The sequence below is a fragment of the Streptomyces sp. NPDC028331 genome (assembly GCF_055565775.1).
Map to the genome: position 1 here is coordinate 68,114 of NZ_JBVHTR010000004.1, position 21,191 is coordinate 89,304.

25 protein-coding genes are annotated in these 21,191 nt (G+C 72.3%); 5 read left to right on the top strand and 20 right to left on the bottom strand.

All coding sequences use genetic code 11. The features are described 5' to 3' along the window. The first annotated feature begins 1 nt into the window (after nucleotide 1). The 3 genes from ACZ4SW_RS06330 to ACZ4SW_RS06340 are packed head-to-tail and all read left to right on the top strand — an operon-like array spanning nucleotide 2 to nucleotide 3,428. The gene (locus ACZ4SW_RS06330; RefSeq protein WP_468238646.1) at nucleotides 2-1,417 is read left to right on the top strand and encodes an ADP-ribosylglycohydrolase family protein; all 1,416 of its coding nucleotides are present in this window, start codon (nucleotides 2-4) and stop codon (nucleotides 1,415-1,417) included. Continuing rightward, nucleotides 1,414-2,604, top strand: a complete 1,191-nt coding sequence (locus tag ACZ4SW_RS06335; protein WP_468238648.1) for a CaiB/BaiF CoA transferase family protein — start codon at nucleotides 1,414-1,416, stop codon at nucleotides 2,602-2,604. Before ACZ4SW_RS06330 ends, ACZ4SW_RS06335 begins: the two co-directional genes overlap by 4 nt. Beyond that, nucleotides 2,601-3,428 (top strand): HpcH/HpaI aldolase/citrate lyase family protein, encoded by an 828-nt coding sequence (locus tag ACZ4SW_RS06340; RefSeq protein WP_468238649.1) that lies wholly within the window; start codon nucleotides 2,601-2,603, stop codon nucleotides 3,426-3,428. The genes ACZ4SW_RS06335 and ACZ4SW_RS06340 overlap by 4 nt, the downstream gene beginning before the upstream one ends. A gap of 106 nt (nucleotides 3,429-3,534) precedes the next feature. On the opposite strand, the gene lgt is transcribed toward ACZ4SW_RS06340, so the two are convergent. The 11 genes from lgt to hisI all read right to left on the bottom strand — a co-directional run bounded on the left by lgt (nucleotide 3,535) and on the right by hisI (nucleotide 12,593). Further along, a complete protein-coding gene (gene lgt, locus ACZ4SW_RS06345; RefSeq protein ID WP_468238652.1) occupies nucleotides 3,535-4,554 on the bottom strand; it encodes a prolipoprotein diacylglyceryl transferase in 1,020 nt (339 codons plus the stop codon). 127 nt (nucleotides 4,555-4,681) lie between these two features. Then, nucleotides 4,682-5,458: a DsbA family protein gene (locus ACZ4SW_RS06350; protein ID WP_468238654.1), complete on the bottom strand. Its 777-nt coding sequence runs from the start codon at nucleotides 5,456-5,458 to the stop codon at nucleotides 4,682-4,684. A gap of 85 nt (nucleotides 5,459-5,543) precedes the next feature. Beyond that, nucleotides 5,544-6,359, bottom strand: coding sequence for a tryptophan synthase subunit alpha (trpA, locus tag ACZ4SW_RS06355; protein ID WP_468238656.1), 816 nt, complete (start codon nucleotides 6,357-6,359; stop codon nucleotides 5,544-5,546). Then, nucleotides 6,356-7,642 (bottom strand): tryptophan synthase subunit beta, encoded by a 1,287-nt coding sequence (gene trpB / locus ACZ4SW_RS06360; RefSeq protein WP_468238658.1) that lies wholly within the window; start codon nucleotides 7,640-7,642, stop codon nucleotides 6,356-6,358. The genes trpA and trpB overlap by 4 nt, the downstream gene beginning before the upstream one ends. A 112-nt stretch (nucleotides 7,643-7,754) precedes the next feature. Continuing rightward, entirely contained in the window at nucleotides 7,755-7,946 is a 192-nt protein-coding gene (gene trpM / locus ACZ4SW_RS06365; protein ID WP_468238660.1) for a tryptophan biosynthesis modulator TrpM, read from the bottom strand. Between the two features lie 22 nt (nucleotides 7,947-7,968). Next, nucleotides 7,969-8,778, bottom strand: coding sequence for an indole-3-glycerol phosphate synthase TrpC (gene trpC / locus ACZ4SW_RS06370; RefSeq protein ID WP_468238662.1), 810 nt, complete (start codon nucleotides 8,776-8,778; stop codon nucleotides 7,969-7,971). Between the two features lie 192 nt (nucleotides 8,779-8,970). Continuing rightward, nucleotides 8,971-9,429 (bottom strand): DUF2752 domain-containing protein, encoded by a 459-nt coding sequence (locus ACZ4SW_RS06375; protein ID WP_468238664.1) that lies wholly within the window; start codon nucleotides 9,427-9,429, stop codon nucleotides 8,971-8,973. A 105-nt stretch (nucleotides 9,430-9,534) separates the two neighbouring features. After that, a complete protein-coding gene (locus ACZ4SW_RS06380) occupies nucleotides 9,535-9,786 on the bottom strand; it encodes an HGxxPAAW family protein (protein WP_468238666.1) in 252 nt (83 codons plus the stop codon). A gap of 162 nt (nucleotides 9,787-9,948) precedes the next feature. Continuing rightward, nucleotides 9,949-10,587, bottom strand: a complete 639-nt coding sequence (locus ACZ4SW_RS06385) for a TIGR02234 family membrane protein (RefSeq protein WP_468238668.1) — start codon at nucleotides 10,585-10,587, stop codon at nucleotides 9,949-9,951. 87 nt (nucleotides 10,588-10,674) lie between these two features. After that, nucleotides 10,675-12,180 (bottom strand): anthranilate synthase component I, encoded by a 1,506-nt coding sequence (locus ACZ4SW_RS06390; RefSeq protein WP_468238671.1) that lies wholly within the window; start codon nucleotides 12,178-12,180, stop codon nucleotides 10,675-10,677. A gap of 11 nt (nucleotides 12,181-12,191) precedes the next feature. Further along, nucleotides 12,192-12,593, bottom strand: coding sequence for a phosphoribosyl-AMP cyclohydrolase (hisI, locus tag ACZ4SW_RS06395; RefSeq protein WP_468238673.1), 402 nt, complete (start codon nucleotides 12,591-12,593; stop codon nucleotides 12,192-12,194). 82 nt (nucleotides 12,594-12,675) lie between these two features. Here hisI and ACZ4SW_RS06400 point away from each other — a divergent pair, with 82 nt between their 5' ends. After that, complete coding sequence (locus ACZ4SW_RS06400; RefSeq protein WP_468238675.1) at nucleotides 12,676-13,311, top strand: TIGR03085 family metal-binding protein; 636 nt, start codon at nucleotides 12,676-12,678, stop codon at nucleotides 13,309-13,311. 8 nt (nucleotides 13,312-13,319) lie between these two features. Here the strand turns inward: ACZ4SW_RS06400 and ACZ4SW_RS06405 are convergent, their stop codons facing one another. The 9 genes from ACZ4SW_RS06405 to hisD form a co-directional block, all read right to left on the bottom strand. Then, nucleotides 13,320-13,454: a hypothetical protein gene (locus tag ACZ4SW_RS06405; RefSeq protein ID WP_468238678.1), complete on the bottom strand. Its 135-nt coding sequence runs from the start codon at nucleotides 13,452-13,454 to the stop codon at nucleotides 13,320-13,322. A gap of 76 nt (nucleotides 13,455-13,530) precedes the next feature. After that, a complete protein-coding gene (gene hisF / locus ACZ4SW_RS06410) occupies nucleotides 13,531-14,286 on the bottom strand; it encodes an imidazole glycerol phosphate synthase subunit HisF (RefSeq protein ID WP_468238681.1) in 756 nt (251 codons plus the stop codon). 36 nt (nucleotides 14,287-14,322) lie between these two features. Further along, nucleotides 14,323-14,712 carry a RidA family protein gene (locus ACZ4SW_RS06415; RefSeq protein WP_468238683.1) on the bottom strand — a complete coding sequence of 130 codons (390 nt, stop codon included), beginning with the start codon at nucleotides 14,710-14,712 and terminating at the stop codon, nucleotides 14,323-14,325. Beyond that, a complete protein-coding gene (priA, locus tag ACZ4SW_RS06420; RefSeq protein WP_468238686.1) occupies nucleotides 14,709-15,434 on the bottom strand; it encodes a bifunctional 1-(5-phosphoribosyl)-5-((5-phosphoribosylamino)methylideneamino)imidazole-4-carboxamide isomerase/phosphoribosylanthranilate isomerase PriA in 726 nt (241 codons plus the stop codon). The genes ACZ4SW_RS06415 and priA overlap by 4 nt, the downstream gene beginning before the upstream one ends. 4 nt (nucleotides 15,435-15,438) lie before the next feature. Further along, nucleotides 15,439-16,107, bottom strand: a complete 669-nt coding sequence (gene hisH, locus ACZ4SW_RS06425; RefSeq protein WP_468238688.1) for an imidazole glycerol phosphate synthase subunit HisH — start codon at nucleotides 16,105-16,107, stop codon at nucleotides 15,439-15,441. After that, nucleotides 16,098-16,262 carry a hypothetical protein gene (locus ACZ4SW_RS06430; protein WP_200416903.1) on the bottom strand — a complete coding sequence of 55 codons (165 nt, stop codon included), beginning with the start codon at nucleotides 16,260-16,262 and terminating at the stop codon, nucleotides 16,098-16,100. Before ACZ4SW_RS06430 ends, hisH begins: the two co-directional genes overlap by 10 nt. A 3-nt stretch (nucleotides 16,263-16,265) precedes the next feature. Further along, nucleotides 16,266-16,859, bottom strand: a complete 594-nt coding sequence (gene hisB / locus ACZ4SW_RS06435) for an imidazoleglycerol-phosphate dehydratase HisB (RefSeq protein ID WP_100825690.1) — start codon at nucleotides 16,857-16,859, stop codon at nucleotides 16,266-16,268. Next, nucleotides 16,856-17,965, bottom strand: a complete 1,110-nt coding sequence (locus tag ACZ4SW_RS06440) for a histidinol-phosphate transaminase (protein WP_468238691.1) — start codon at nucleotides 17,963-17,965, stop codon at nucleotides 16,856-16,858. The genes hisB and ACZ4SW_RS06440 overlap by 4 nt, the downstream gene beginning before the upstream one ends. Further along, nucleotides 17,962-19,287 (bottom strand): histidinol dehydrogenase, encoded by a 1,326-nt coding sequence (hisD, locus tag ACZ4SW_RS06445; RefSeq protein WP_468238693.1) that lies wholly within the window; start codon nucleotides 19,285-19,287, stop codon nucleotides 17,962-17,964. Before hisD ends, ACZ4SW_RS06440 begins: the two co-directional genes overlap by 4 nt. A 310-nt stretch (nucleotides 19,288-19,597) precedes the next feature. Between hisD and ACZ4SW_RS06450 the strand changes: the two genes are divergently transcribed. Then, on the top strand, nucleotides 19,598-21,178 hold the full coding sequence (locus ACZ4SW_RS06450) for an oxidoreductase (protein WP_468238695.1): 1,581 nt from the start codon (nucleotides 19,598-19,600) through the stop codon (nucleotides 21,176-21,178). The last annotated feature ends 13 nt before the right edge of the window (nucleotides 21,179-21,191 follow it).

The following is a 21,191-nucleotide window of genomic DNA, read 5'->3' on the forward strand; positions in this document are numbered from 1 at the left end:
GGTGCTCCGACTGACCTGGGTCCAGCCGGAGGACCTCCTCGGCCACGAACTCCGCCAGGCGGAACAGGACGGCCGGGAGCCGTCGACGATCGCGGCGAGGTGGAGGGCGGCGGGCGGCCCACCGGCTCCCGACAGCGCCGGCGCGTCCCCGGAACCGGCGTCCCCGTACCTGCGCCTGCTGGCGAAGGACTTGCTGGACGAACTGGCGGACCTGCCGAGCCGCTTGAGGGACCACGAGCCGACGGAGCTGGACCGGATCAAGGCGCTGTGCACGGACTGGCCTTCGGTGGACGCCGGGGGCACCCCCGCCGGGGGAGGCACCCTGCCCGCGCCGGGGGGCGAAACCCGCCCCCGGGCAATGCCCACCGAGGCGCGGTTCGAAGCCGCCTGGCTCGGCAGAGCCGCCGGCTGCCTGCTCGGCAAACCGGTGGAGAAGCTCCCCCTGGACGGCATCCGCCGACTCGCCGAGGCCACCGGCAACTGGCCCCTGAACACCTGGTTCACGGCCCGAGGAGTCCCACGAGAACTGTCGGAGGCCTACCCCTGGAACCGCCGCTCCGCGGCCACCTCCCTCGCCGAGAACATCGACGGCATGCCCGAGGACGACGACCTCAACTACCCCCTGCTGAACCTGCTGTTGCTCGCTCGCCACGGCAAGCACTTCACCACCGCCGACGTCGCCCGCCTCTGGCTGGACGAACTCCCCGCCGCCCGCACCTTCACCGCGGAACGCGTCGCCTACCGCAACCTCCTCTGCGGCATCGAACCCCCGCGCACCGCCCGCCACCGCAACCCCTTCCGCGAATGGATCGGCGCCCTCATCCGCGCCGACGTCCACGGCTGGACCAACCCCGGCGACCCGGCCGCCGCCGCGGAACAGGCCCACCGCGACGCCACCCTCACCCACACCGCGAACGGCGTCTACGCGGCCATGTTCACCGCGGCCGCCATCGCCGAGGCGGCCACCGGCGTCCACGACGTCCACCACTGTCTGCGCACCGGCCTCAGGGTCGTGCCGCCCGCCTCCCGCCTCGCCCGCGCGGTCCGCCACGCCATCCGGCTGGCCGCCTCCACGCCCTCTTTCGACGCGGTGGTCGACGCACTGCACGCCACCCACCGCGGCTACCACTGGGTCCACGCCGTCCCCAACACCGCACTGATCGCCGCCGCCCTCACCCACGCCGACGGGGACTTCACCCGATCCGTCTGCCGTGCGGTCTCCGGTGGGTGGGACACCGATTCCAACGGCGCGACGGCCGGCAGCATCGCCGGACTGCTGGCGGGACACCCCACCGCGCTCCCCGACCGCTGGACCACCCCCCTCAAGAACCGGCTCACCACGTCCGTCGGCGACTTCAACGGCGTCGGTTTCGACGCCCTGGCCCACCTCACCCACCGGGAGGCCCACCGCTCATGACCGCACCCCTCGCCGGCCTCCGCGTCCTCGACCTCGCGACCCTCTTCGCCGGTCCCCTCACCGCCACCCTGCTCGGCGACTTCGGCGCCGACGTCATCAAGGTGGAGCACCCGGTCCGGCCCGACCCCTCCCGCGGCCACGGCCCGACGAAGCACGGGGTGGGACTGTGGTGGAAGCTGCTCGGCCGCAACAAGCGCACGATGACCCTGGACCTGTCGAAGCCCGGCGGCCGCACGGCGCTGCTGCGACTCGCCGCGACCGCCGACGTGATCGTCGAGAACTTCCGCCCGGGCACCCTGGAGCGGTGGGCCCTGGGCTGGGACGAGCTGTCGGCCGTCAACCCCCGGCTGGTGCTCGCCCGGGTGACCGCGTTCGGCCAGTTCGGCCCGTACGCGCACCGGCCCGGCTTCGGCACGCTGGCGGAGGCGATGAGCGGCTTCGCGGCGATCACCGGTGAGCCGGACGGGCCGCCGACGCTTCCGCCGTTCGGATTGGCCGACTCGATCGCGGCCCTGGCGACGGCGTACGCGGTGATGACGGCACTCGCGGCCCGGGAGCGCACCGGGGCGGGGCAGGTGGTGGACATGGCGATCATCGAGCCGATCCTCACGGTCCTCGGCCCGCAGCCGATCTGGTACGACCAACTGGGCCACGTCCAGGGGCGCACCGGCAACCGCTCGCAGAACAACGCCCCGCGCAACACCTACCGCACGGCGGACGGCGGCTGGGTCGCCGTCTCGGCCTCCGCCACGTCCGTCGCCGAGCGCGTGATGCGTCTGGTCGGCCGCCCGGACCTGGCCGAGGAGCCGTGGTTCGCGACGGGCGAGGAGCGGGCCCGGCACGCGGACGTCCTCGACGAGGCCGTCGGCGGGTGGATCGCCTGCCGGACCCGCACGGAGGTGCTGAAGGCGTTCGAGGACGCGGAGGCCGCGGTCGCACCGGTGCAGGACGTGCGCGAGGTGATGACCGACCCGCAGTACGCGGCGCTGGGCACGATCACCACGATCCCCGACGACCCGGAACTGGGCCCGCTGCGCATGCAGAACGTCCTGTTCCGCCTCTCCGCCACGCCCGGCGCGATCCGCTGGGCCGGTCGTCCGCACGGGGCGGACACACGGGCGGTCCTGACCGAGCTGGGCCTGACGGCCTCCGAGATCGCCGCGCTCGAGGCGGAGGGCGCGCTGTGACCCCGCTCACCCTGCTGTACGCGCCCGGGGACCGCCCGGAGGTGGTGGGCAAGGCGCTCGCATCCGGGGCGGACGTGGTGCTGGTCGATCTGGAGGACGCGGTCGCGCCGGACCGCAAGGCGTACGCGCGGGCGGCGACGGTGGAACGTCTGACGCAGCGCGCACCGGTTCCGGTCCACGTCCGCGTGAACGCGCTGGACAGCCCGTGGGGCGAGGCGGACCTCACGGCGCTCAGGGCGCTTGCGGGCGTCACGGGTCTGCGCCTGCCGAAGGTGACGTCGCCGTCGGACGTCGTCCGCGCCGCGCGACGTGCCGTCCGGGCGGACGGCTCGGTCGTCCCCCTCTACGCCCTGCTGGAGACGGCCCTGGGGGTGGAGCGGGCGTTCGCGATCGCGTCGGCGCATCCGGCGGTGCGGGGCATCGCGCTCGGCGAGTCGGATCTCCGGGCCGACCTCGGGGTGTGGGAGGACGCGGGGCTCGACTGGTCGCGGGCGCGGGTAGTGGTGGCGGCCCGGGCGGCCGCGCTGCCGCCGCCGGCACAGTCGATCTACCCGGACACCCGGGACCTGGAGGGCCTTGCGGCGTCCTGCGCACACGGCCGCAGGCTCGGTTTCCTGGGCCGGGCCGCGATCCATCCCCGCCAGCTCCCGGTGATCGAACGGGCCTACGCACCGACTCCCGAGGAGATCACCCGGGCGGAGGAGACCCTGAAGGCCGCCGCCCTGGACCAGGGCGCCCAGGCCCTTCCCGACGGCCGTTTCATCGACACGGCGGTGGTGCGAGAGGCGCACAGAACCCTGTCGTTGGCCCGCCGGAGGCGTTGAGCGCCGGAGACACTCCGAGGGCGCACACCGGGGGTACACATCTGGGGTACACACCGGGGGCGCCGTATCCAGCGATACGGCGCCCCCGGCAGCGTACGAACGTCCCTCAGCCCTTCTGGGCCGACCCGGCCTCGTCCTGCACGGCCTCCGCCGCCCCCGTGGCCTCTTCGGTCGCCGTGGCCTGTTCGGTCTTCGGGGCCTGTTCGGCCTCCGTGATCTGCGCAGCCGTGGGCTTCTCGTCCTCGGGCCCGGGCTCGCCCTTCTTCTCCGGTTCCTGCGAGTCGCTGTCCCCCTCGGCCTCGCCGTCGGCAGCACCCGGCTCGACCACTGCCTCCCGGCCCGGCCTGGCCCGCGACGACACCACGATGTACGTCACCGCGAGCAGGAAGACCAGCATCGCGGTCCAGTCGTTCAGCCTGAGCCCCAGGATGTGGTGGGCGTCGTCGACCCGCATGTACTCGATCCAGCCGCGGCCCACGCAGTACGCGGCCACGTAGAGCGCGAACGCCCGCCCGTGCCCCAGCTTGAAGCGGCGGTCCGCCCAGATCACCAGGAACCCGACCCCGATGCACCACAGCGACTCGTACAGGAACGTCGGGTGGTAGTACCCCGGCACCCGCCCGTCCGTCGACGACGTGATGTGCAGCGCCCACGGCAGGTCCGTCGGCCGCCCGTACAGCTCCTGGTTGAACCAGTTGCCCCAGCGTCCGATCGCCTGCGCGAAGGCGATGCCGGGCGCGACGGCGTCGGCGTACGAGGGAAGCGTGATGCCGCGGCGGCGGCAGCCGATCCACGCACCGACCGCGCCGAGCGCGATCGCGCCCCAGATTCCGAGCCCGCCCTGCCAGACCTTGAAGGCGTCCACCCAGTCACGGCCCTCGCTGAAGTACAGCTCGTAGTCCGTGATCACGTGGTAGAGCCGCCCGCCGACCAGGCCGAACGGGACGGCCCAGACCGCGATGTCGGCCACCGTGCCCGCGCGGCCGCCCCGGGCGACCCAGCGTTTGTTGCCGAGCCACACGGCTACGAAGACACCGATGATGATGCAGAAGGCGTAGCCGCGCAGCGGAATGGGGCCGAGGTACAGCACTCCGCGCGAGGGGCTGGGAATGTAGGCAAGTTCCATGGCAGGAACGACGCTACCCTGCCGGACACACAGCGTGGCAACCCACCCGGCTACGGGTCCATAACGTACGACTCCCCCGGCCTATCGGACGCCGGGGGCATCGCGGGCGCCAGTGGCCTCCCCGGCCTCAGGACTTGTTCGCCGCCTCGACCATCTGCTTCAGCTTGGCCGGGGTCATGGTCCGGTCCTCGGAGATCTTCTTGCCGTCGAGGAGGACCGTCGGCGTACCGCTGAAGCGGCCGTTCTGGAACGCGGTGTTCGACTTCACCACCCAGCTCTCGTGTGTGCCGCCCTTGACGCACTTCTGGAAGTCGGGGCTGTCGAGGCCGCGGACCTTGCCGGACAGGTCGATCAGCTTCGCGTCGTCCGCGTAGGAGTCCTGCGTCTCCTTGGGCTGGTTCTCGTACAGCACGTCGTGGTAGTCCCAGAACTTTCCGGCGTCCTGCGCGCACGCCGCCGCGTTGGCCGCGGTGCGGGAGCCGCTGCCGCCCAGGTTTCCGTCGATGAGCGTGACCAGGTGGTACTCGACTCTGAGCTGCCCGGCGTCGACCAGTTGGCGGAGCGTGGGGCGGTAGGCGGTCTCGAAGGCCTGGCAGGCCGGGCAGCGGAAGTCCTCCCACACCGTGAGGGTCGACTTGGCGGAGTCCTTGCCGACGGGGATCGCGAGGGAGTCCTTGCCCGTCGCCCCCGAGGGTGCGATGGCGGGGCCGGAGGCACCGCTCTTGCTGCTCTTGCCGGAGTTCGCCGCCAGGACGCCCACCACCGCCGCCAGCGCCAGGACACAGACGACCGAGCCGCCCACGATCAGCGCGCGGCGGCGCTTCTCCGCGGCCTTCTGCTTCTGTCGCTCGACCGCCAGCCGCTCGCGGGCGGTGCGCTTTCCTTCACGGTTCTTCTCGCTCACATCCGGCAGAACGAACCGGGGAGGCGCAGCGCGCCTCCCCGGACTCAGGTCCACTCGTTCGAGTGAGCGGTCTGTCGCTGTCGGCTCACGCCTCGCGGCGGACGCCCCGGGCCAGCTCGCCCGCCAGCGTCCGTACCGCCTCCAGGGCCGCCGCCTCGTCGGGCGCGTCCAGCATCCGCTTGACGAACGCCGAGCCGACGATCACGCCGTCCGCGAAGCCGGCCACCTCGGCGGCCTGGGCGGCGTTGGAGACGCCCAGGCCGACGCAGACCGGCAGGCCGGTGGTGGCGCGGGTGCGCCGGACCAGGTCCTGGGCCTGCGCGCCGACCGTCTCGCGGGTGCCGGTGACGCCCATCAGCGAGGCCGCGTAGACGAAGCCGGAGCCCGCCGCGGTGATCTCGGCCAGCCGTGCGTCCTTGCTGCTCGGCGCGACCACGAAGACCGTGGCGAGCCCGTGCTTCTCGGCGTGCTCGCGCCACAGGGCCGACTCCTGGACGGGCAGGTCCGGCAAGATGCAGCCCGCGCCGCCCGCCTCGGCGAGCTCGGCGGTGAAGCGCTCGACGCCGTAGCGGTCGATCGGGTTCCAGTACGTCATCACGAGGATCGGCTTGCCGGTGGCCTCGTAGGCCTCGCGGACCGTGCGCATCACGTCGGCGATCCTGACGCCGCCGCGCAGGGCGATGTCGTCGGCGGTCTGGATGACGGGGCCGTCGAGGACGGGGTCGCTGTGCGGCAGGCCCACCTCGACGACGTCGGCGCCGCCGTCCAGGGCCGCCTTGACGGCGGCGACACCGCCGTCGACCGTCGGGAAGCCGGCCGGCAGGTAGGCGATGAGCGCGGAACGGCCCTCCGCCTTCGCGGCGGCGAGGGTGTCGGTCAGAAGCTGGATGTTTCCGCTCACTGGGCGTCCCCCTCGATCTCCGCGGCGTCGGTGTCGGCGTCCGCGGCGACGGACGCGTCGGTGTCGTACAGGCCGAAGTACCGGGCGGCGGTGTCCATGTCCTTGTCGCCGCGCCCGGACAGGTTGACGACGATCAGCCCGTCCTCGCCGAGCTCCCTGCCGACCTCGAGGGCCCCGGCGAGGGCGTGTGCGCTCTCGATGGCCGGGATGATGCCCTCGGTGCGGGACAGCAGGCGCAGGGCCTGCATGGCCGCGTCGTCGGTGACGGCGCGGTACTCGCCGCGGCCGCTGTCCTTGAGGTAGGAGTGCTCGGGGCCGATGCCCGGGTAGTCCAGGCCCGCGGAGATGGAGTACGGCTCGGTGATCTGGCCTTCGTCGTCCTGCAGGACGTAGGACCGGGAGCCGTGCAGGATGCCGGGCTCGCCGGCGGTGAGGGTGGCGGCGTGCTCGCCGGTCTCGATGCCGTGCCCTGCGGGCTCGCAGCCGATGAGGCGTACGCCCTCGTCGGGGATGAAGGCGTGGAAGAGGCCGATGGCGTTGGAGCCGCCGCCGACGCAGGCGACGGCGGCGTCGGGCAGTCGTCCGGCGCGCTCGAGGAGCTGCCGTCGTGCCTCCACGCCGATGACGCGGTGGAAGTCGCGCACCATGGCCGGGAAGGGGTGGGGCCCGGCGACGGTGCCGAAGAGGTAGTGGGTGTGGTCGACGTTGGCGACCCAGTCGCGGAACGCCTCGTTGATGGCGTCCTTGAGGGTGCGGGAGCCGGACTTCACGGCGATGACCTCGGCGCCGAGCATGCGCATGCGGGCGACGTTGAGGGCCTGCCGCCGGGTGTCGATCTCGCCCATGTAGATCGTGCACTCGAGCCCGAACAGGGCGCAGGCGGTGGCCGTGGCGACGCCGTGCTGGCCGGCGCCGGTCTCCGCGATGACCCGGGTCTTGCCCATCCTCTTGGTGAGAAGGGCCTGCCCGAGCACGTTGTTGATCTTGTGGGACCCGGTGTGGTTCAGGTCCTCGCGCTTGAGGAACACCCGGGCGCCACCGGCGTGTTCGGCGAAGCGCGGGACCTCGGTCAGGGCGCTGGGCCGGCCGGTGTAGTTGACGAGCAGGTCGTCGAGTTCGCGGGCGAACTCGGGGTCGGCCTTGGCCTTCTCGTACTCGACGGCCACCTCGTCGACGGCGGCGACGAGGGCCTCCGGGATGAACTTGCCGCCGAACGCGCCGAAGTAGCCCTCGGCGCTGGGGACCTGCCCGGATGGGTCAGGGATGAAGAACTGGCTGGGCATGCGGAAACCTCACGGTGAGTTGTGGATGCCAATCGCCGTGGGAGCGCGGGTCGTTGTCGGTCGGCCACGGGCCTGCTGCGGCCGGTCGGCCCCAGGCGGCCGAGCCGCATGGTCAGAACTGCTCCGCGCCCCTTTCGGGGCGCTGCCATCGACGTCCGTTCACCTGCCCGGGTTCGTCGCCGATGACATACCGCACCCGGCGCCCGTGCACACGGCGTGCGGGCGCGCGGCAGCCGCGGGGCCGGCAGCCGCGCGCGAGGCGGGCGTAGGGGTCCCGGGTCGGCAGGGTGAGCGGGAGCGTCATCGAGGGCAAGCCTAGCGGTAGGTCAGCCCCGGCCGTGCCGCAGTGCCGGGTGTGCGCCCGCCGCCACCAGGTCGGCGACGGCCGTCTTCGGGTCGCGCCCGGTCACCAGGGACTCGCCGACGAGTACGGCGTCGGCGCCCTCGTTGGCGTACGCGATCAGGTCGTGCGGTCCGCGGACGCCGGACTCGGCGACCTTGACGATCGTGTCGGGGATCTCGGGGGCGACCCGCTCGAACGTGGTGCGGTCCACCTCCAGCGTCTTCAGATTGCGCGCGTTGACGCCGATGACCTTCGCTCCGGCGTCCACCGCCCGCTGGACCTCGTCCTCGTCGTGCACCTCGACGAGCGGGGTGAGCCCGATGGAGACCGCGCGCTCGATCAGCGACTCCAGGGCCGACTGGTCGAGGGCGGCGACGATCAGCAGCGCGAGGTCGGCGCCGTACGCCCGGGCCTCCCAGAGCTGGTAGGAGGTGACGATGAAGTCCTTGCGCAGCACCGGGATGTCGACCCTGGCCCGGACGGCCTCCAGGTCGGCCAGCGAACCGCCGAAGCGGCGCTGCTCGGTCAGGACGGAGATGACGGCCGCGCCGCCCGCCTCGTAGTCCGCGGCGAGCCCCGCCGGGTCGGCGATCGCGGCGAGCGCGCCCTTGGACGGACTGGACCGCTTGACCTCGCAGATCACCTTGACGCCGTCCCCGCGCAGGGCGGCGACGCCGTCCTTGGCCGCGGGAGCCTTCGCCGCGCGCTCCTTGAGCTCGTCGAGGCTGACGCGTGCCTGCCGCTCCGCGAGGTCGGCACGGACTCCGTCGATGATCTCGTCGAGCACACTCACGCGAGCGGCCCCCTTCCTGACGGTTTGACGATGGGGGTGAGGTCCGACGAGGTCGGGCTTCGTGTCGGGCCTCGGTCCTCCGGGGTCGCCCCGGAGGGCGAAACCGGTGGTCACTGCGATGGTATCCGGAGCATGGCCCAAGGCTCACATCCGGTGGACGCCGGTCCCACTACCTGGACGTTCATCGGTCGATCAAGGGTGCAGCCAGCCGCCGAACGGCAGGTTCCGGACAAGGGTGAAGGCGAGCACCAGGGCGCCGAGGCTCCACAGGTGCACCGGTGCGAGGTCGATCCGCAGCGCCCGTCCCCGCACCGCGCGCACCGCCCAGACGGTCCACACCACGGCGAAGACGAGGCAGCCGGCGACGGCGAGGGCGTTGTCCTGGAGCGCTGTCAGGACGTCTCCGTGCACGAAGGCGTGCGCGCTGCGCAGTCCGCCGCAGCCGGGGCAGTACACGCCGGTGTAGCGCAGCAGGGGGCAGACCGGGTAGTGACCGGGTCGGTTGGGGTCGACCGCTCCGACGTAGGCGAAGGCCCCGGCGACGGCCGCGAGCACCCCGGCGGGCACCGCGATGCGGCCGAGGACGGCTCCGCCGCCGGCGCCGGCGCGGTGCGGGGTCACGCGGGGGGAATCGGCGTTCACCTCACGCATTCTGCCCGCCCGCCGCCGCGGGTGCGCGGGCACGGATAAGGCGGCTCCCGTACGCACCGTCCGGGGCCGCCTGTCGTCCGGCCGGAAAGGCCCGGCCGGGAGGTCTCAGCGCTCCGCCGCCTCCGCGGGCTGGTGTGCCGAGTGGGCCTGCGTCTTGGGCTGGCCGAGACCCATCTGGCGCATGATGCCGCCGACGACGCCGCCGAGGACGCAGATCGCGATGCCCGCCCAGAAGCCGACCGGCTGGGCCATCACGGTGAAGGCGCCCGCGACGCAGAAACCGATGAAGGCGATGATGACACCGGTCCAGGCGGCCGGGGTGTGACCGTGCCCGTTGCCGTGGCTGCTGCCCGCCATGTCTTGCTCCTTGTTGGCTCTATGTGCGTGGGTGAGTCGAAGCTCGGAGCCATTGTCCCGCACCGTGCGCAGGGGGTGAGCACGGGGTAGCACTGTTCCCTCCGGGGCTCGCCACGCCTTCGGGGGTGCTGCCTTCGGCTCGCGTGCCGGAGGGGACGGCGCTCAGGCGCCGGTGGGGTCCTCGCCCCGGTCGAGGGCCTTCCACAGGTCCTCGGGGCGGTCGGGGTCGACGGGCTTCGCCCTGCGCGGACGGGGGGTGCCGTCGCGCTCGTAGCGGCCCGACATCGCGGGCCACAGCCGACCGTAACGCAGGGCGAGCAGTCCGGCGAGGAGGAGGAGCGCGCCGCCGAAGGCCGCGATGTACGGCCAGGCGGAGTGCGTGAGCGCGGTCGCGGTCGCGGAGGTGTCGCCGGCCGCCTGTGCCGCCTTGTCGTCGAGCGCCGAGCTGTCGGAGGCGCCCAGCAGCGCGGCGGCGACGGTGCCGGCGCCGGAGAGCACGAGCAGCAGGGAGACGAGGACGCGCCCGGTGCTGCGGACGGCGAAGACGGCGACGAGTGCGGCGAGGCCCACTATGGCGAGGGCCGCGGGGACGCCGGTGACGTCGCTGCCCTTGGCGGTCAGCGCATAGTCGCCGCCGGCCACCGCCACGGTCCCCGCCGACCAGCTCTGCCGGGTGGAGAGCAGCGCCACGGCCGCGCCGACCGCCCCGCACAGCAGGGCGAGGGCGAGGCTCCGGCGGGCGGGCCGGAGGGGTGCGGCGGCCTCGGAACGGGGATCAGGTACGGCAGTCACGTACTCCACTATCGCCTGGACCCCGGGCGAACTGTCACCCGGGGTCCCGTAGGGGAGGTCTTGTCGACTTGTAGCGTTATCGTCCCGAGCGGTCCGTCATCGGCCCACACGGTCCTGGCCCAGGCGGTTCGCCGTGTGGACCGCGCGGAGGACCGCCGCGGCCTTGTTGCGGCACTCGTTGTCCTCGGCGACCGGGTCGGAGTCGGCGACGATGCCCGCGCCCGCCTGGACGTACGCGGTGCCCTCGCGCAGCAGGGCCGTACGGATGGCGATGGCGGTGTCGGAGTCGCCCGCGAAGTCCAGGTAGCCGACGCAGCCGCCGTACAGCCCGCGCCGGGACGGCTCGAGTTCGTCGATGATCTGCATCGCGCGCGGCTTGGGCGCGCCGGACAGGGTGCCCGCCGGGAAGCAGGCGGTGAGGACGTCGAAGGCGGTGCGCCCGGCCGCGACCCGTCCGGTGACCGTCGAGACGATGTGCATCACGTGGGAGTACCGCTCGATCGACATGAAGTCGACGACCTCCACCGAGCCGGGCTCGCATACCCGGCCGAGGTCGTTGCGGCCCAGGTCGACGAGCATCAGGTGCTCGGCGCGCTCCTTGGGGTCGGCGAGCAGTTCGTCGGCGAGGGCCTGGTCCTCCTGCGGGGTGGCGCCGCGGTGCCGGGTGCCGGCGATGGGGTGGACCATGGCCCGGCCGTCCTCGACCTTCACCAGGGCCTCCGGGGAGGACCCGACGACGTCGAACCCCTCGAAGCGGAACAGGTACATGTACGGCGAGGGATTGGTGGCCCTGAGCACCCGGTAGACGTCCAGCGCGCTCGCCGTGCACGGCGTCTCGAAGCGCTGCGAGGGGACGACCTGGAAGGCCTCGCCCGCGCGGATGCGCTCCTTGATGTCCTCGACCGCCTGCTGGAAGTCCTCGCCGCCCCACAGGGCGGAGTACTCGGGCAGTACGGAGGGCGGCAGGGCGGCCGGGGGCTGGGCGACCGCCCGCGTGAGGTCCGCCTGCATGGCGTCGAGGCGGGCCACGGCGTCCGCGTAGGCCTCGTCGACGCCCGTGTCGAGGTCGTTGTGGTTGATCGCGTTGGCGATCAGCAGGACCGAGCCCTCCCAGTGGTCCATGACCGCGAGGTCGCTGGTGAGCAGCATGGTCAGCTCGGGCAGCCGCAGGTCGTCCCGCTCCCCGGGGCCGATCTTCTCCAGGCGGCGCACGATGTCGTAGCCCAGGTACCCGACCATGCCGCCGGTGAAGGGGGGCAGGGCCAGGTCGTGGGCGAGGTCGCGGGGGGTGTGCAGGGCCTCGATGGTGGCCCGCAGGGCGGCCAGCGGGTCGCCGTCCGTGGGGACGCCGACGGGCGGGGTGCCGAGCCAGTGGGCCCGCCCGTTCCGCTCGGTGAGGGTCCCGGCGGAGCGGACGCCCACGAAGGAGTACCGCGACCAGGAGCGGCCGTTCTCCGCGGATTCCAGCAGGAAGGTGCCGGGGCGCTCGGCGGCGAGTTTGCGGTACAGCGCGACCGGGGTGTCGCCGTCGGCGAGGAGCTTGCGCGTGACCGGGATGACGCGGCGGTCGGTGGCCAGCTTGCGGAACGTCTCGAGGTCCATGGCGGCCGACCTTACTGATCCGCGGACGCCGGGGCGGAGGCGGCGTCCTTGAGCAGCACGTCGGCGTCGAAGCAGGTGCGGTCGCCGGTGTGGCAGGCGGCGCCCACCTGGTCGACCTTGACCAGCACGGTGTCGGCGTCGCAGTCGAGCGCGACCGACTTCACGTGCTGCACGTGGCCGGAGGTGTCCCCCTTGACCCAGTACTCCTGGCGGCTGCGCGACCAGTAGGTGCAGCGGCCGGTGGTGAGGGTGCGGTGCAGCGCCTCGTCGTCCATCCAGCCGAGCATCAGCACCTCACCGGTGTCGTACTGCTGGGCGATGGCGGGGAGCAGCCCGTCGGCGCTGCGCTTGAGGCGCGCGGCGATCTCGGGATCCAGGCCGCTGGGCCTTGAGGGGTCAGGCGTGCTGGTCATGCGGACCATTGTGCCGCGCCACGCCGACATCCCCGGTCACCGTCCGGTGGGCGGACCGTCGCCCCGGTCGTACGCTGACTGCATGTCGACCCATGCCAAGCGTGAACGACTCCTCCTCGCCGACCTGTTGGAGGCCACGGGCCCCGACGCGCCCACGCTGTGCGAGGGCTGGAAGACCCGCGATCTGGCCGCCCACATCGTGGTGCGCGAACGCCGCCCGGACGCCGCCGGCGGCACGCTGATCAAGCAGCTCGCCCCCCGCCTGGAGAAGGTGATGGAGGAGTACACCGGGAAGCCGTACGAGGAGCTGATCCAGCTGATCCGTACCGGCCCGCCGCGCTTCTCACCCTTCTCCCTGAAGCAGCTCGACGAGGCGGCCAACACCGTGGAGTTCTACGTCCACACGGAGGACGTGCGCCGGGCGCAGCCCGACTGGACCCCACGCGAACTGGACCCGGTCTTCCAGGACGCCTTGTGGTCCCGCCTGGAGCGCACGGCCCGCCTGACCGGCCGCGGCGCCCCGACGGGCCTGGTCCTGCGCCGCCCGAACGGCCAGACGGCGGTCGCCCACCGGGGCACCCCGGTGGTGACGGTCACCGGAGAACCCTCGGAGCTGCTGATGTTCGCGATGGGCCGGCAGCGGGTGGCGGACGTGGAGCTGGAGGGCGAGAAGGAGGCGATCACGCAGGCACGGGAGACGAAACAGCTGGGGATCTGAGCGGGCCCTCAGCAAGGCAGCTCGGCGCGGCGCAGATCACGAGCACCCAGAACGACGACCCCGCCCAGCCCGCAGACCGCCGCACTGCCGACGAACACCGGACCGACACCGAAGGCACCGATGGCGGCGGCGGACAGCGGCATGCTCTTTCCGTGCGTACCTGCCCGTGAAAGAGCCCCGGCCGCCCCGCGGCGACCGGGGCCCAAGCCCGGCGCAGGGTCACCGCACGGGGTGGCCCGCGTCCCGCAGCGTCTGCTTCACCTCGCCGATCCGCAGGTCGCCGAAGTGGAACACCGATGCCGCCAGCACCGCGTCCGCGCCCGCCGCGATCGCCGGGGGGAAGTGGGCCAGTGCGCCCGCGCCGCCCGAGGCGATCACCGGGATCGTGACGTGCTTGCGGACGGCCGCGATCATCTCCAGGTCGTAGCCGTCCTTCGTGCCGTCCGCGTCCATCGAGTTGAGCAGGATCTCCCCGGCGCCCAGCTCCGCCGCCCGGTGCGCCCACTCGATCGCGTCGATGCCGGTGCCGCGGCGGCCGCCGTGGGTCGTCACCTCGAAGGAGCCCGACTCGGTGCGGCGCGCGTCCACCGAGAGCACCAGCACCTGGCGGCCGAAGCGCTCCGCGATCTCCCGGATCAGGTCCGGGCGGGCGATCGCGGCCGTGTTGACGCCCACCTTGTCGGCGCCCGCCCGCAGCAGCCTGTCCACGTCCTCGGCCGTACGGACGCCGCCGCCGACCGTCAGCGGGATGAAGACCTGCTCGGCGGTGCGGCGCACCACGTCGTACGTCGTCTCCCGGTTGCCCGAGGACGCGGTGATGTCCAGGAACGTCAGCTCGTCGGCGCCCTCGGCGTCGTACACCTTCGCCATCTCGACGGGGTCACCCGCGTCGCGCAGGTTCTGGAAGTTGACGCCCTTGACGACCCGGCCGTTGTCCACGTCCAGGCAGGGGATGACTCGGACCGCCAGGGTCATGAATCCACGGCTCCTTATGAATGCCTACGAACAGCTCTAGCCTCTGAAGGCTTCGAGTTCCACTTCGACCAGGATGCGCGGGTCGACGAAGCCCTCCACCACCAGCAGGGTCGTCACCGGGCGCACCTGGTCGAACACTTCCTTGTGGGCGCGCCCCACCTCGTCGACGTCCCGCGGATGGGTCAGGAACATCCGGGTCCGGATCACCGACTCAGGTCCGAGACCGAACTCGGCGATCGCCTCGAGCGCGCTGGTGAACGCCACCTTCGCCTGCTCGTACGGGTCGCCCTCCCCGTAGAGCACGCTGCCCTTGAAGGACGTCGTGCCGCCCACCAGGACGCGGTCGCCCGCCGCGACGGCGCGCGCGAAACCGAAGGACTCTTCCCAGGGACTTCCGCTCTGCACGCGCCGTACGGCTTCGGTCATGACGACACAGCCTCCAAGGCCTCTTCCAGGGTGAACGCCTTCGCGTACAGGGCCTTCCCGACGATCGCGCCCTCAACCCCCAGCGGGACGAGGTCGGCGATGGCCCTGAGGTCGTCCAGGGACGACACGCCGCCGGAGGCGACGACCGGGCGGTCCGTCGCGGCGCAGACGTTGCGCAGCAGCTCCAGGTTGGGGCCCTGCAGCGTGCCGTCCTTGGCGATGTCCGTGACCACGTACCGCGCGCAGCCCTCCTTGTCGAGACGCTCCAGCGTCTCGTAGAGGTCGCCGCCGTCGCGGGTCCAGCCGCGGCCGCGGAGCGTGGTGCCCCGCACGTCCAGCCCCACCGCGATCTTGTCGCCGTGCTCGGCGATGACCTTGGCGACCCACGCGGGGGTCTCCAGGGCGGCGGTGCCGAGGTTCACGCGCGTGCAGCCGGTGGCCAGGGCGGCGGCCAGCGTGTCGTCGTCCCGGATGCCGCCGGACAGTTCCACCTTGATGTCCATCGCCCTGGCGACCTCGGCGATCAGCGCGCGGTTGTCGCCGGTGCCGAACGCGGCGTCCAGGTCGACCAGGTGCAGCCACTCGGCGCCCGCCCGCTGCCAGGCGAGGGCGGCCTCCAGCGGGGAGCCGTAGGAGGTCTCCGTGCCGGACTCGCCGTGCACGAGGCGGACGGCCTGGCCGTCGCGGACGTCGACGGCGGGGAGGAGTTCGAGCTTGGCCATGTCTCTACAGGGTTCCGATCCAGTTGGTGAGCAGCTGCGCGCCGGCGTCGCCGGACTTCTCGGGGTGGAACTGCGTGGCCCACAGGGCGCCGTTCTCCACGGCCGCCACGAACGGCTTGCCGTGCGTCGACCAGGTCACCTTGGGGGCGCGCATCGCCGGGTTGTGCGTCTGGAGCTGCCAGTCGTGGACGGCGTAGGAGTGCACGAAGTAGAAGCGCGCGTCCGCGTCCAGGCCGGCGAACAGCTCGGAGTCGGCCGGTGCCTCGACGGTGTTCCAGCCCATATGGGGCACGACGTCCGCCTGGAGCAGCTCGACCCGGCCGGGCCACTCGGCGAGGCCCTCGGTCTCGACGCCGTGCTCGATGCCGAGCCCGAACAGGATCTGCATGCCGACGCAGATGCCCATCACCGGGCGCCCCCCGGCCAGGCGGCGGTCGATGATCCAGTCGCCGCGCGCCTCCCTCAGGCCCTGCATGCAGGCGGCGAAGGCGCCGACGCCGGGCACGAGCAGGCCGTCGGCGTTCATGGCCCGGTCGAAGTCACGGGTGATCTCGACGTCGGCGCCCGCGCGGGCGAGGGCTCGCTCGGCGGAGCGGACGTTGCCGAAGCCGTAGTCGAAGACGACGACCTTCTTGGGACTCTTCTGCGGAGTGCTCGGGGTGCTCAATTCCACACCTCCAGGCGCATGACGCCCGCGACGAGACACAGTGCCGCGCCGATCGACAGCAGCACGATCAGGCTCGTGGGCATCTTCTGCTTGACGAAGGAGATGATCCCGCCGACGAGGAACAGGCCGACGACGATCAGTACGGTCGAGGTGCCGTTCATGGCTTACAGCGCGCCCTTCGTGGACGGGAGGATGCCGGCCGCGCGCGGGTCGCGCTCGCTGGCGTAGCGCAGGGCGCGGGCCAGCGCCTTGAACTGGCACTCCACGATGTGGTGCGCGTTGCGCCCGTAGGGCACGTGCACGTGCAGTGCTATCTGCGCCTGGGCGACGAAGGACTCCAGGATGTGCCGGGTCATCGTGGTGTCGTACTCGCCGATCATCGGCGCCATGTTCTCGGGCTCGGTGTGCACCAGGTACGGGCGGCCGGAGAGGTCGACGGTGACCTGGGCGAGGGACTCGTCCAGCGGGACCGTGCAGTTGCCGAAGCGGTAGATCCCCACCTTGTCGCCGAGGGCCTGCTTGAAGGCGGCGCCGAGGGCGAGGGCGGTGTCCTCGATGGTGTGGTGCGAGTCGATGTGCAGGTCGCCGTCCGTCTTCACGGTCAGGTCGAACAGACCGTGCCGGCCGAGCTGGTCGAGCATGTGGTCGTAGAAGCCGACGCCGGTGGCGATGTCGGTCTTGCCGGTGCCGTCGAGGTCGATCTCGACGAGGACCGAGGTCTCCTTGGTGGTGCGCTCCACGCGCCCAACGCGGCTCATGCGCTGTACTCCTTCTTGAGTTCACGGACCGCGTCGAGGAACGCGTCGTTCTCCTCCGGCGTTCCGGCGGTCACCCGCAGCCACCCCGGTACGCCGTTGTCCCGGACCAGGACGCCTCGCTCCAAGATCTTCCGCCAGGCCTCGTGCGCGTCGGGGAACCGCCCGAACTGCACGAAGTTGGCGTCGGACTCGGTGACGTCGTAGCCGATCGCGCGCAGCTCGGCGACCAGCCGGTCCCGCTCCGACTTGAGCTGCTCGACGTACTTCAGCAGCGTGTCGGTGTGCTCCAGGGCGGCCAGGGCGGTCGCCTGGGTGATCGCCGAGAGGTGGTACGGCAGCCGGACGAGCTGGACGGCGTCCACGACCGCCGGGTGCGCGGCGAGGTAGCCGAGGCGCAGGCCGGCGGCGCCGAACGCCTTCGACATGGTGCGCGAGACGACGAGATTCGGCCGACCTTCGAGCAGCGGCAGCAGCGAGTCGCCGTGGCTGAACTCGATGTACGCCTCGTCGACGATCACCATGGACGGCTTCGCCGCCTGCGCGGCCTCGTACAGGGCGAGGACCGTCTCGGGCGGGACCGCGTTGCCCGTGGGGTTGTTGGGGGTGGTGATGAAGACGACGTCGGGCCGGTGCTCGGCGATCGCCTTCCCGGCGGCGGCGAGGTCGATCGCGAAGTCCTCGGTGCGGGGCCCGGAGATCCAGCCGGTGCCCGTGCCGCGCGCGATGAGCGCGTGCATCGAGTACGACGGCTCGAAGCCGATCGCCGTGCGCCCGGGGCCGCCGAAGGTCTGCAGGAGCTGCTGGATGACCTCGTTGGAGCCGTTGGCCGCCCACACGTTCTCGAGGCCGACGTGGTGGTTGCCGGTCTTCGTCAGGTACTCGGCCAGCCTCGTGCGCAGTTCGACCGCGTCACGGTCCGGGTAGCGGTTCAGACCGCGGGCGGCCTCGCGCACCCGCTCGGTGATCCGTTCGACCAGCGGCTCGGGCAGCGGGTACGGGTTCTCGTTGGTGTTCAGCCGTACGGGCACGTCGAGCTGGGGGGCGCCGTAAGGGGTCTTGCCGCGCAGCTCGTCCCGGACGGGAAGATCGTCGATTCCGAAGCTCACTTGCTCTCAGGCACCTTCCAACCGAACCTTGCCTTGATCGCCGCGCCGTGCGCAGGCAGGTCCTCCGCCTCCGCCAGCGTCACCACGTGGTGCGCGACCTCGGCCAGCGCGTCCTGCGTGTAGTCGACGATGTGGATGCCGCGCAGGAAGGACTGGACGGACAGGCCGGAGGAGTGGCAGGCGCAGCCTCCGGTCGGGAGCACATGGTTGGACCCGGCCGCGTAGTCGCCGAGGGAGACCGGCGCCCAGGGGCCGACGAAGACCGCGCCCGCGTTCCGGACGCGGTCCGCGACCGCGGCGGCGTCGGCCGTCTGGATCTCCAGGTGCTCGGCGCCGTACGCGTCGACCACGCGCAGGCCCTCGTCGATGCCGTCGACCAGCACGATGGCGGACTGCTTGCCGGCCAGCGCGGGGCGGATCCGGTCCTCGATGTGCTTGGTGGCGGCGACCTGCGGCTCGAGCTCCTTCTCCACGGCGTCCGCCAGCTCGACGGAGTCGGTGACGAGGACGGCCGCCGCCAGCGGGTCGTGCTCGGCCTGGCTGATCAGGTCGGAGGCCACGTGCACCGGGTCGGCGGTGGAGTCGGCGAGAATCGCGATCTCGGTGGGGCCGGCCTCGGTGTCGATGCCGATCCTGCCCGTGAAGTAGCGCTTGGCGGCGGCGACCCAGATGTTCCCGGGGCCGGTGACCATGTTCGCGGGCGGGCAGGACTCGGTGCCGTACGCGAACATCGCGACGGCGGTGGCGCCGCCGGCCGCGTACACCTCGTCGACGCCGAGCAGGGCGCAGGCGGCGAGGATCGTCGGATGCGGCAGGCCACCGAACTCCGCCTGCGCCGGGGAGGCGAGGGCGATCGACTGCACGCCGGCCTCCTGCGCCGGGACGGCGTTCATGATCACGGACGACGGGTAGACGGACCGGCCGCCCGGCGCGTACAGACCCACGCGGTCCACCGGGACCCACTTCTCGGTCACCGTGCCGCCGCTCACCACCTGCGTGGTGTGCGTGCTGCGGCGCTGCTCGCGGTGGACGAGACGGGCGCGGCGGATGGACTCCTCCAGGGCCGCGCGCACGGCCGGGTCGAGCTGCTCCAGCGCGTCCTTCAGGGCCTGGGCCGGGACCCGGACCGACGTCAGCCGCACGCCGTCGAACTTCTCGGCGAAGTCGATCAGCGCCGCGTCGCCCCGATGATGCACGGCTTCGCAGATCGGACGCACCTTCTCCAGTGCGGCCGCTACGTCGAAGTCGGCTCGGGGCAGCAGGTCGCGCAGGGCGGGGCCCTCCGGGAGGGCGTCGCCGCGCAGATCGATTCGGGAGATCACAGCCCCAATTCTCGCAGACGGCACCGACAGGCTGGACGGCCGTATCAATGGCTGATACAGAGCGTGGCCGGACGGACCGCTCGGTGACGGGCCGGTCACCAAGGGCGGCCGGGGACGGACCGGTGGACGGCACGGCGTGTCGCACGTGGGCGGGAGCGACCGGTGGGTGGGTGCGGACAGCGGTGGCTGGATTCGATGGGTGCGGACGGTGAGGCGGAAGATCCCCTTCACCTTGGGCGTTCGGCCGGTCACACAGCGGGCATGAACGGTCGTACGAAACCCGCGAGTAGCTGAGGAGGAAGGAAGAGCCGTGACCGAGGGTGCCGGCATCCGGGTCGAGGATGTGCCGGACGGGCTGACCGCGGCGGAGGCCGGGATGTGGCAGGCCTTCCGCAACGGCAGCGAGTACGACCTGCGCGACGGGGACCCCGCCGTGGACGATCCGCACGGCGCGGTGCCGTGGGGCCCCGAGCGCAGCGTGCGGGCCCGGATCGTGGCCTGGCTGCTCCTCGACGGCCCGCCCGCGCTCGCCGGCCGGGTCTCGTCGCTGAAGCTGACCGGCGTCCGGATCACGGACACGCTGGACCTCGCGGGCGGCACGGTCGTGCCGTACGTCGAGCTGAAGGGCTGCCGGTTCGACGCGGAGGTCCTGCTGCCGGAGGCCCGTTTCACGACGGTACGGCTCGTGGACTGCTCGGTGCCGCGCCTGGAGGCGGCGCGCGTGCACACGGAGGGCGACCTGCATCTGCCGCGCTGCCGGTTCCAGGGCGGTGTGCGGCTCACGGACGCGCACATCGGCACCGACCTGATGCTGAACCAGGCCGTCGTGCACCGGGACCGGCGCGGCCGCTCCATCAGCGCGGACGGCCTGACCGTCGGGCAGGACCTGCAGGCGGAGATGCTGGAGTCGTACGGGGAGCTGAGCCTGCGCAGCGCCAAGGTCGGCGTGTCGCTGAGCCTGCGCGGCGCCCGGCTGATCAGCCCGTACACCCGGCTGGCCCTGAACGCCCCGCAACTGACGGTGGAGCGCACCCTCTACCTGACTCCGGCGGGCGTCGGCAATCCGCTGCAGAGCAGCGGCACCACGCCCGCCCGGGGCACCCGGGTGCAGGGCTTCGAGTGCCGGGGCGGGATCCGGCTGGACGACGGGCGGTTCGGGGACGCGGTGGACCTGGACCGGGCCCGGTTCGTCCTCGACGACGACCAGGAGTTGTCGCTGCGCCGGGTCCAGACGCCCGAGCTGCGCTTCCTGGGCGAGCGGCCCGAGCGGGGCAAGGTGATCCTGTCGGGCGCCCGGATCGTGAACCTGGTGGACCGGTGGACGAGCTGGCCCGGCCTCGGCGATCTCCACATGGGCGGCTTCGCCTACGAGAACCTGGTCCCGCAGGACGCCTTCCCGCTGGCCCGGCGCCTGGAGTGGGTGGCCGCGGCCACCGCCGAGTACAACCCGGAGCCGTACGAACGGCTCGCGGCCGTGCTGCGCAACTCCGGCGAGGACGAGGACGCGCGCGAGGTCCTGCTCGCCAAGCAGCGGCGGCGCCGCGAGACGCTGCCGCTCGCGGCCAAGCTCTGGGGGTACATGCAGGACTGGACGGTCGCCTACGGGTACCGGCCGGGCCGCGCCGCGGTGTGGATGGCGGTGCTGTGGGCGGCGTCGTCGGTCGCCTTCTCGCACGCCAGTCATCCGCCGGTCGACAAGAACGGGCACCCGGCGTGGAACCCGTCCCTGTTCGCCCTGGACCTGCTGCTCCCGGTGATCGATCTGGGCCAGGCGGGCCAGTGGCAGCTCAGCGGAGCCTGGCAGTGGGTGTCGACGGCGGTGATCCTGCTCGGCTGGATACTGGCCACGACGGTGGCCGCGGGGGCGACGAGACTGCTGCGACGCAACTGATCCAATGTGACCA

What these genes read in the sequence shown, in the direction of transcription:
- ACZ4SW_RS06335 (WP_468238648.1), top strand. Translation starts at nt 1,414, where the DNA reads ATGACCGCACCCCTCGCCGGCCTCCGCGTCCTCGACCTCGCGACCCTC.
- lgt (WP_468238652.1), bottom strand. Translation starts at nt 4,554, where the DNA reads ATGGAACTTGCCTACATTCCCAGCCCCTCGCGCGGAGTGCTGTACCTC.
- trpB (WP_468238658.1), bottom strand. Translation starts at nt 7,642, where the DNA reads ATGCCCAGCCAGTTCTTCATCCCTGACCCATCCGGGCAGGTCCCCAGC.
- trpM (WP_468238660.1), bottom strand. Translation starts at nt 7,946, where the DNA reads ATGACGCTCCCGCTCACCCTGCCGACCCGGGACCCCTACGCCCGCCTC.
- ACZ4SW_RS06375 (WP_468238664.1), bottom strand. Translation starts at nt 9,429, where the DNA reads ATGCGTGAGGTGAACGCCGATTCCCCCCGCGTGACCCCGCACCGCGCC.
- ACZ4SW_RS06380 (WP_468238666.1), bottom strand. Translation starts at nt 9,786, where the DNA reads ATGGCGGGCAGCAGCCACGGCAACGGGCACGGTCACACCCCGGCCGCC.
- ACZ4SW_RS06390 (WP_468238671.1), bottom strand. Translation starts at nt 12,180, where the DNA reads ATGGACCTCGAGACGTTCCGCAAGCTGGCCACCGACCGCCGCGTCATC.
- hisI (WP_468238673.1), bottom strand. Translation starts at nt 12,593, where the DNA reads ATGACCAGCACGCCTGACCCCTCAAGGCCCAGCGGCCTGGATCCCGAG.
- ACZ4SW_RS06400 (WP_468238675.1), top strand. Translation starts at nt 12,676, where the DNA reads ATGTCGACCCATGCCAAGCGTGAACGACTCCTCCTCGCCGACCTGTTG.
- ACZ4SW_RS06405 (WP_468238678.1), bottom strand. Translation starts at nt 13,454, where the DNA reads ATGCCGCTGTCCGCCGCCGCCATCGGTGCCTTCGGTGTCGGTCCGGTG.
- hisF (WP_468238681.1), bottom strand. Translation starts at nt 14,286, where the DNA reads ATGACCCTGGCGGTCCGAGTCATCCCCTGCCTGGACGTGGACAACGGC.
- ACZ4SW_RS06415 (WP_468238683.1), bottom strand. Translation starts at nt 14,712, where the DNA reads ATGACCGAAGCCGTACGGCGCGTGCAGAGCGGAAGTCCCTGGGAAGAG.
- priA (WP_468238686.1), bottom strand. Translation starts at nt 15,434, where the DNA reads ATGGCCAAGCTCGAACTCCTCCCCGCCGTCGACGTCCGCGACGGCCAG.
- ACZ4SW_RS06430 (WP_200416903.1), bottom strand. Translation starts at nt 16,262, where the DNA reads ATGAACGGCACCTCGACCGTACTGATCGTCGTCGGCCTGTTCCTCGTC.
- hisB (WP_100825690.1), bottom strand. Translation starts at nt 16,859, where the DNA reads ATGAGCCGCGTTGGGCGCGTGGAGCGCACCACCAAGGAGACCTCGGTC.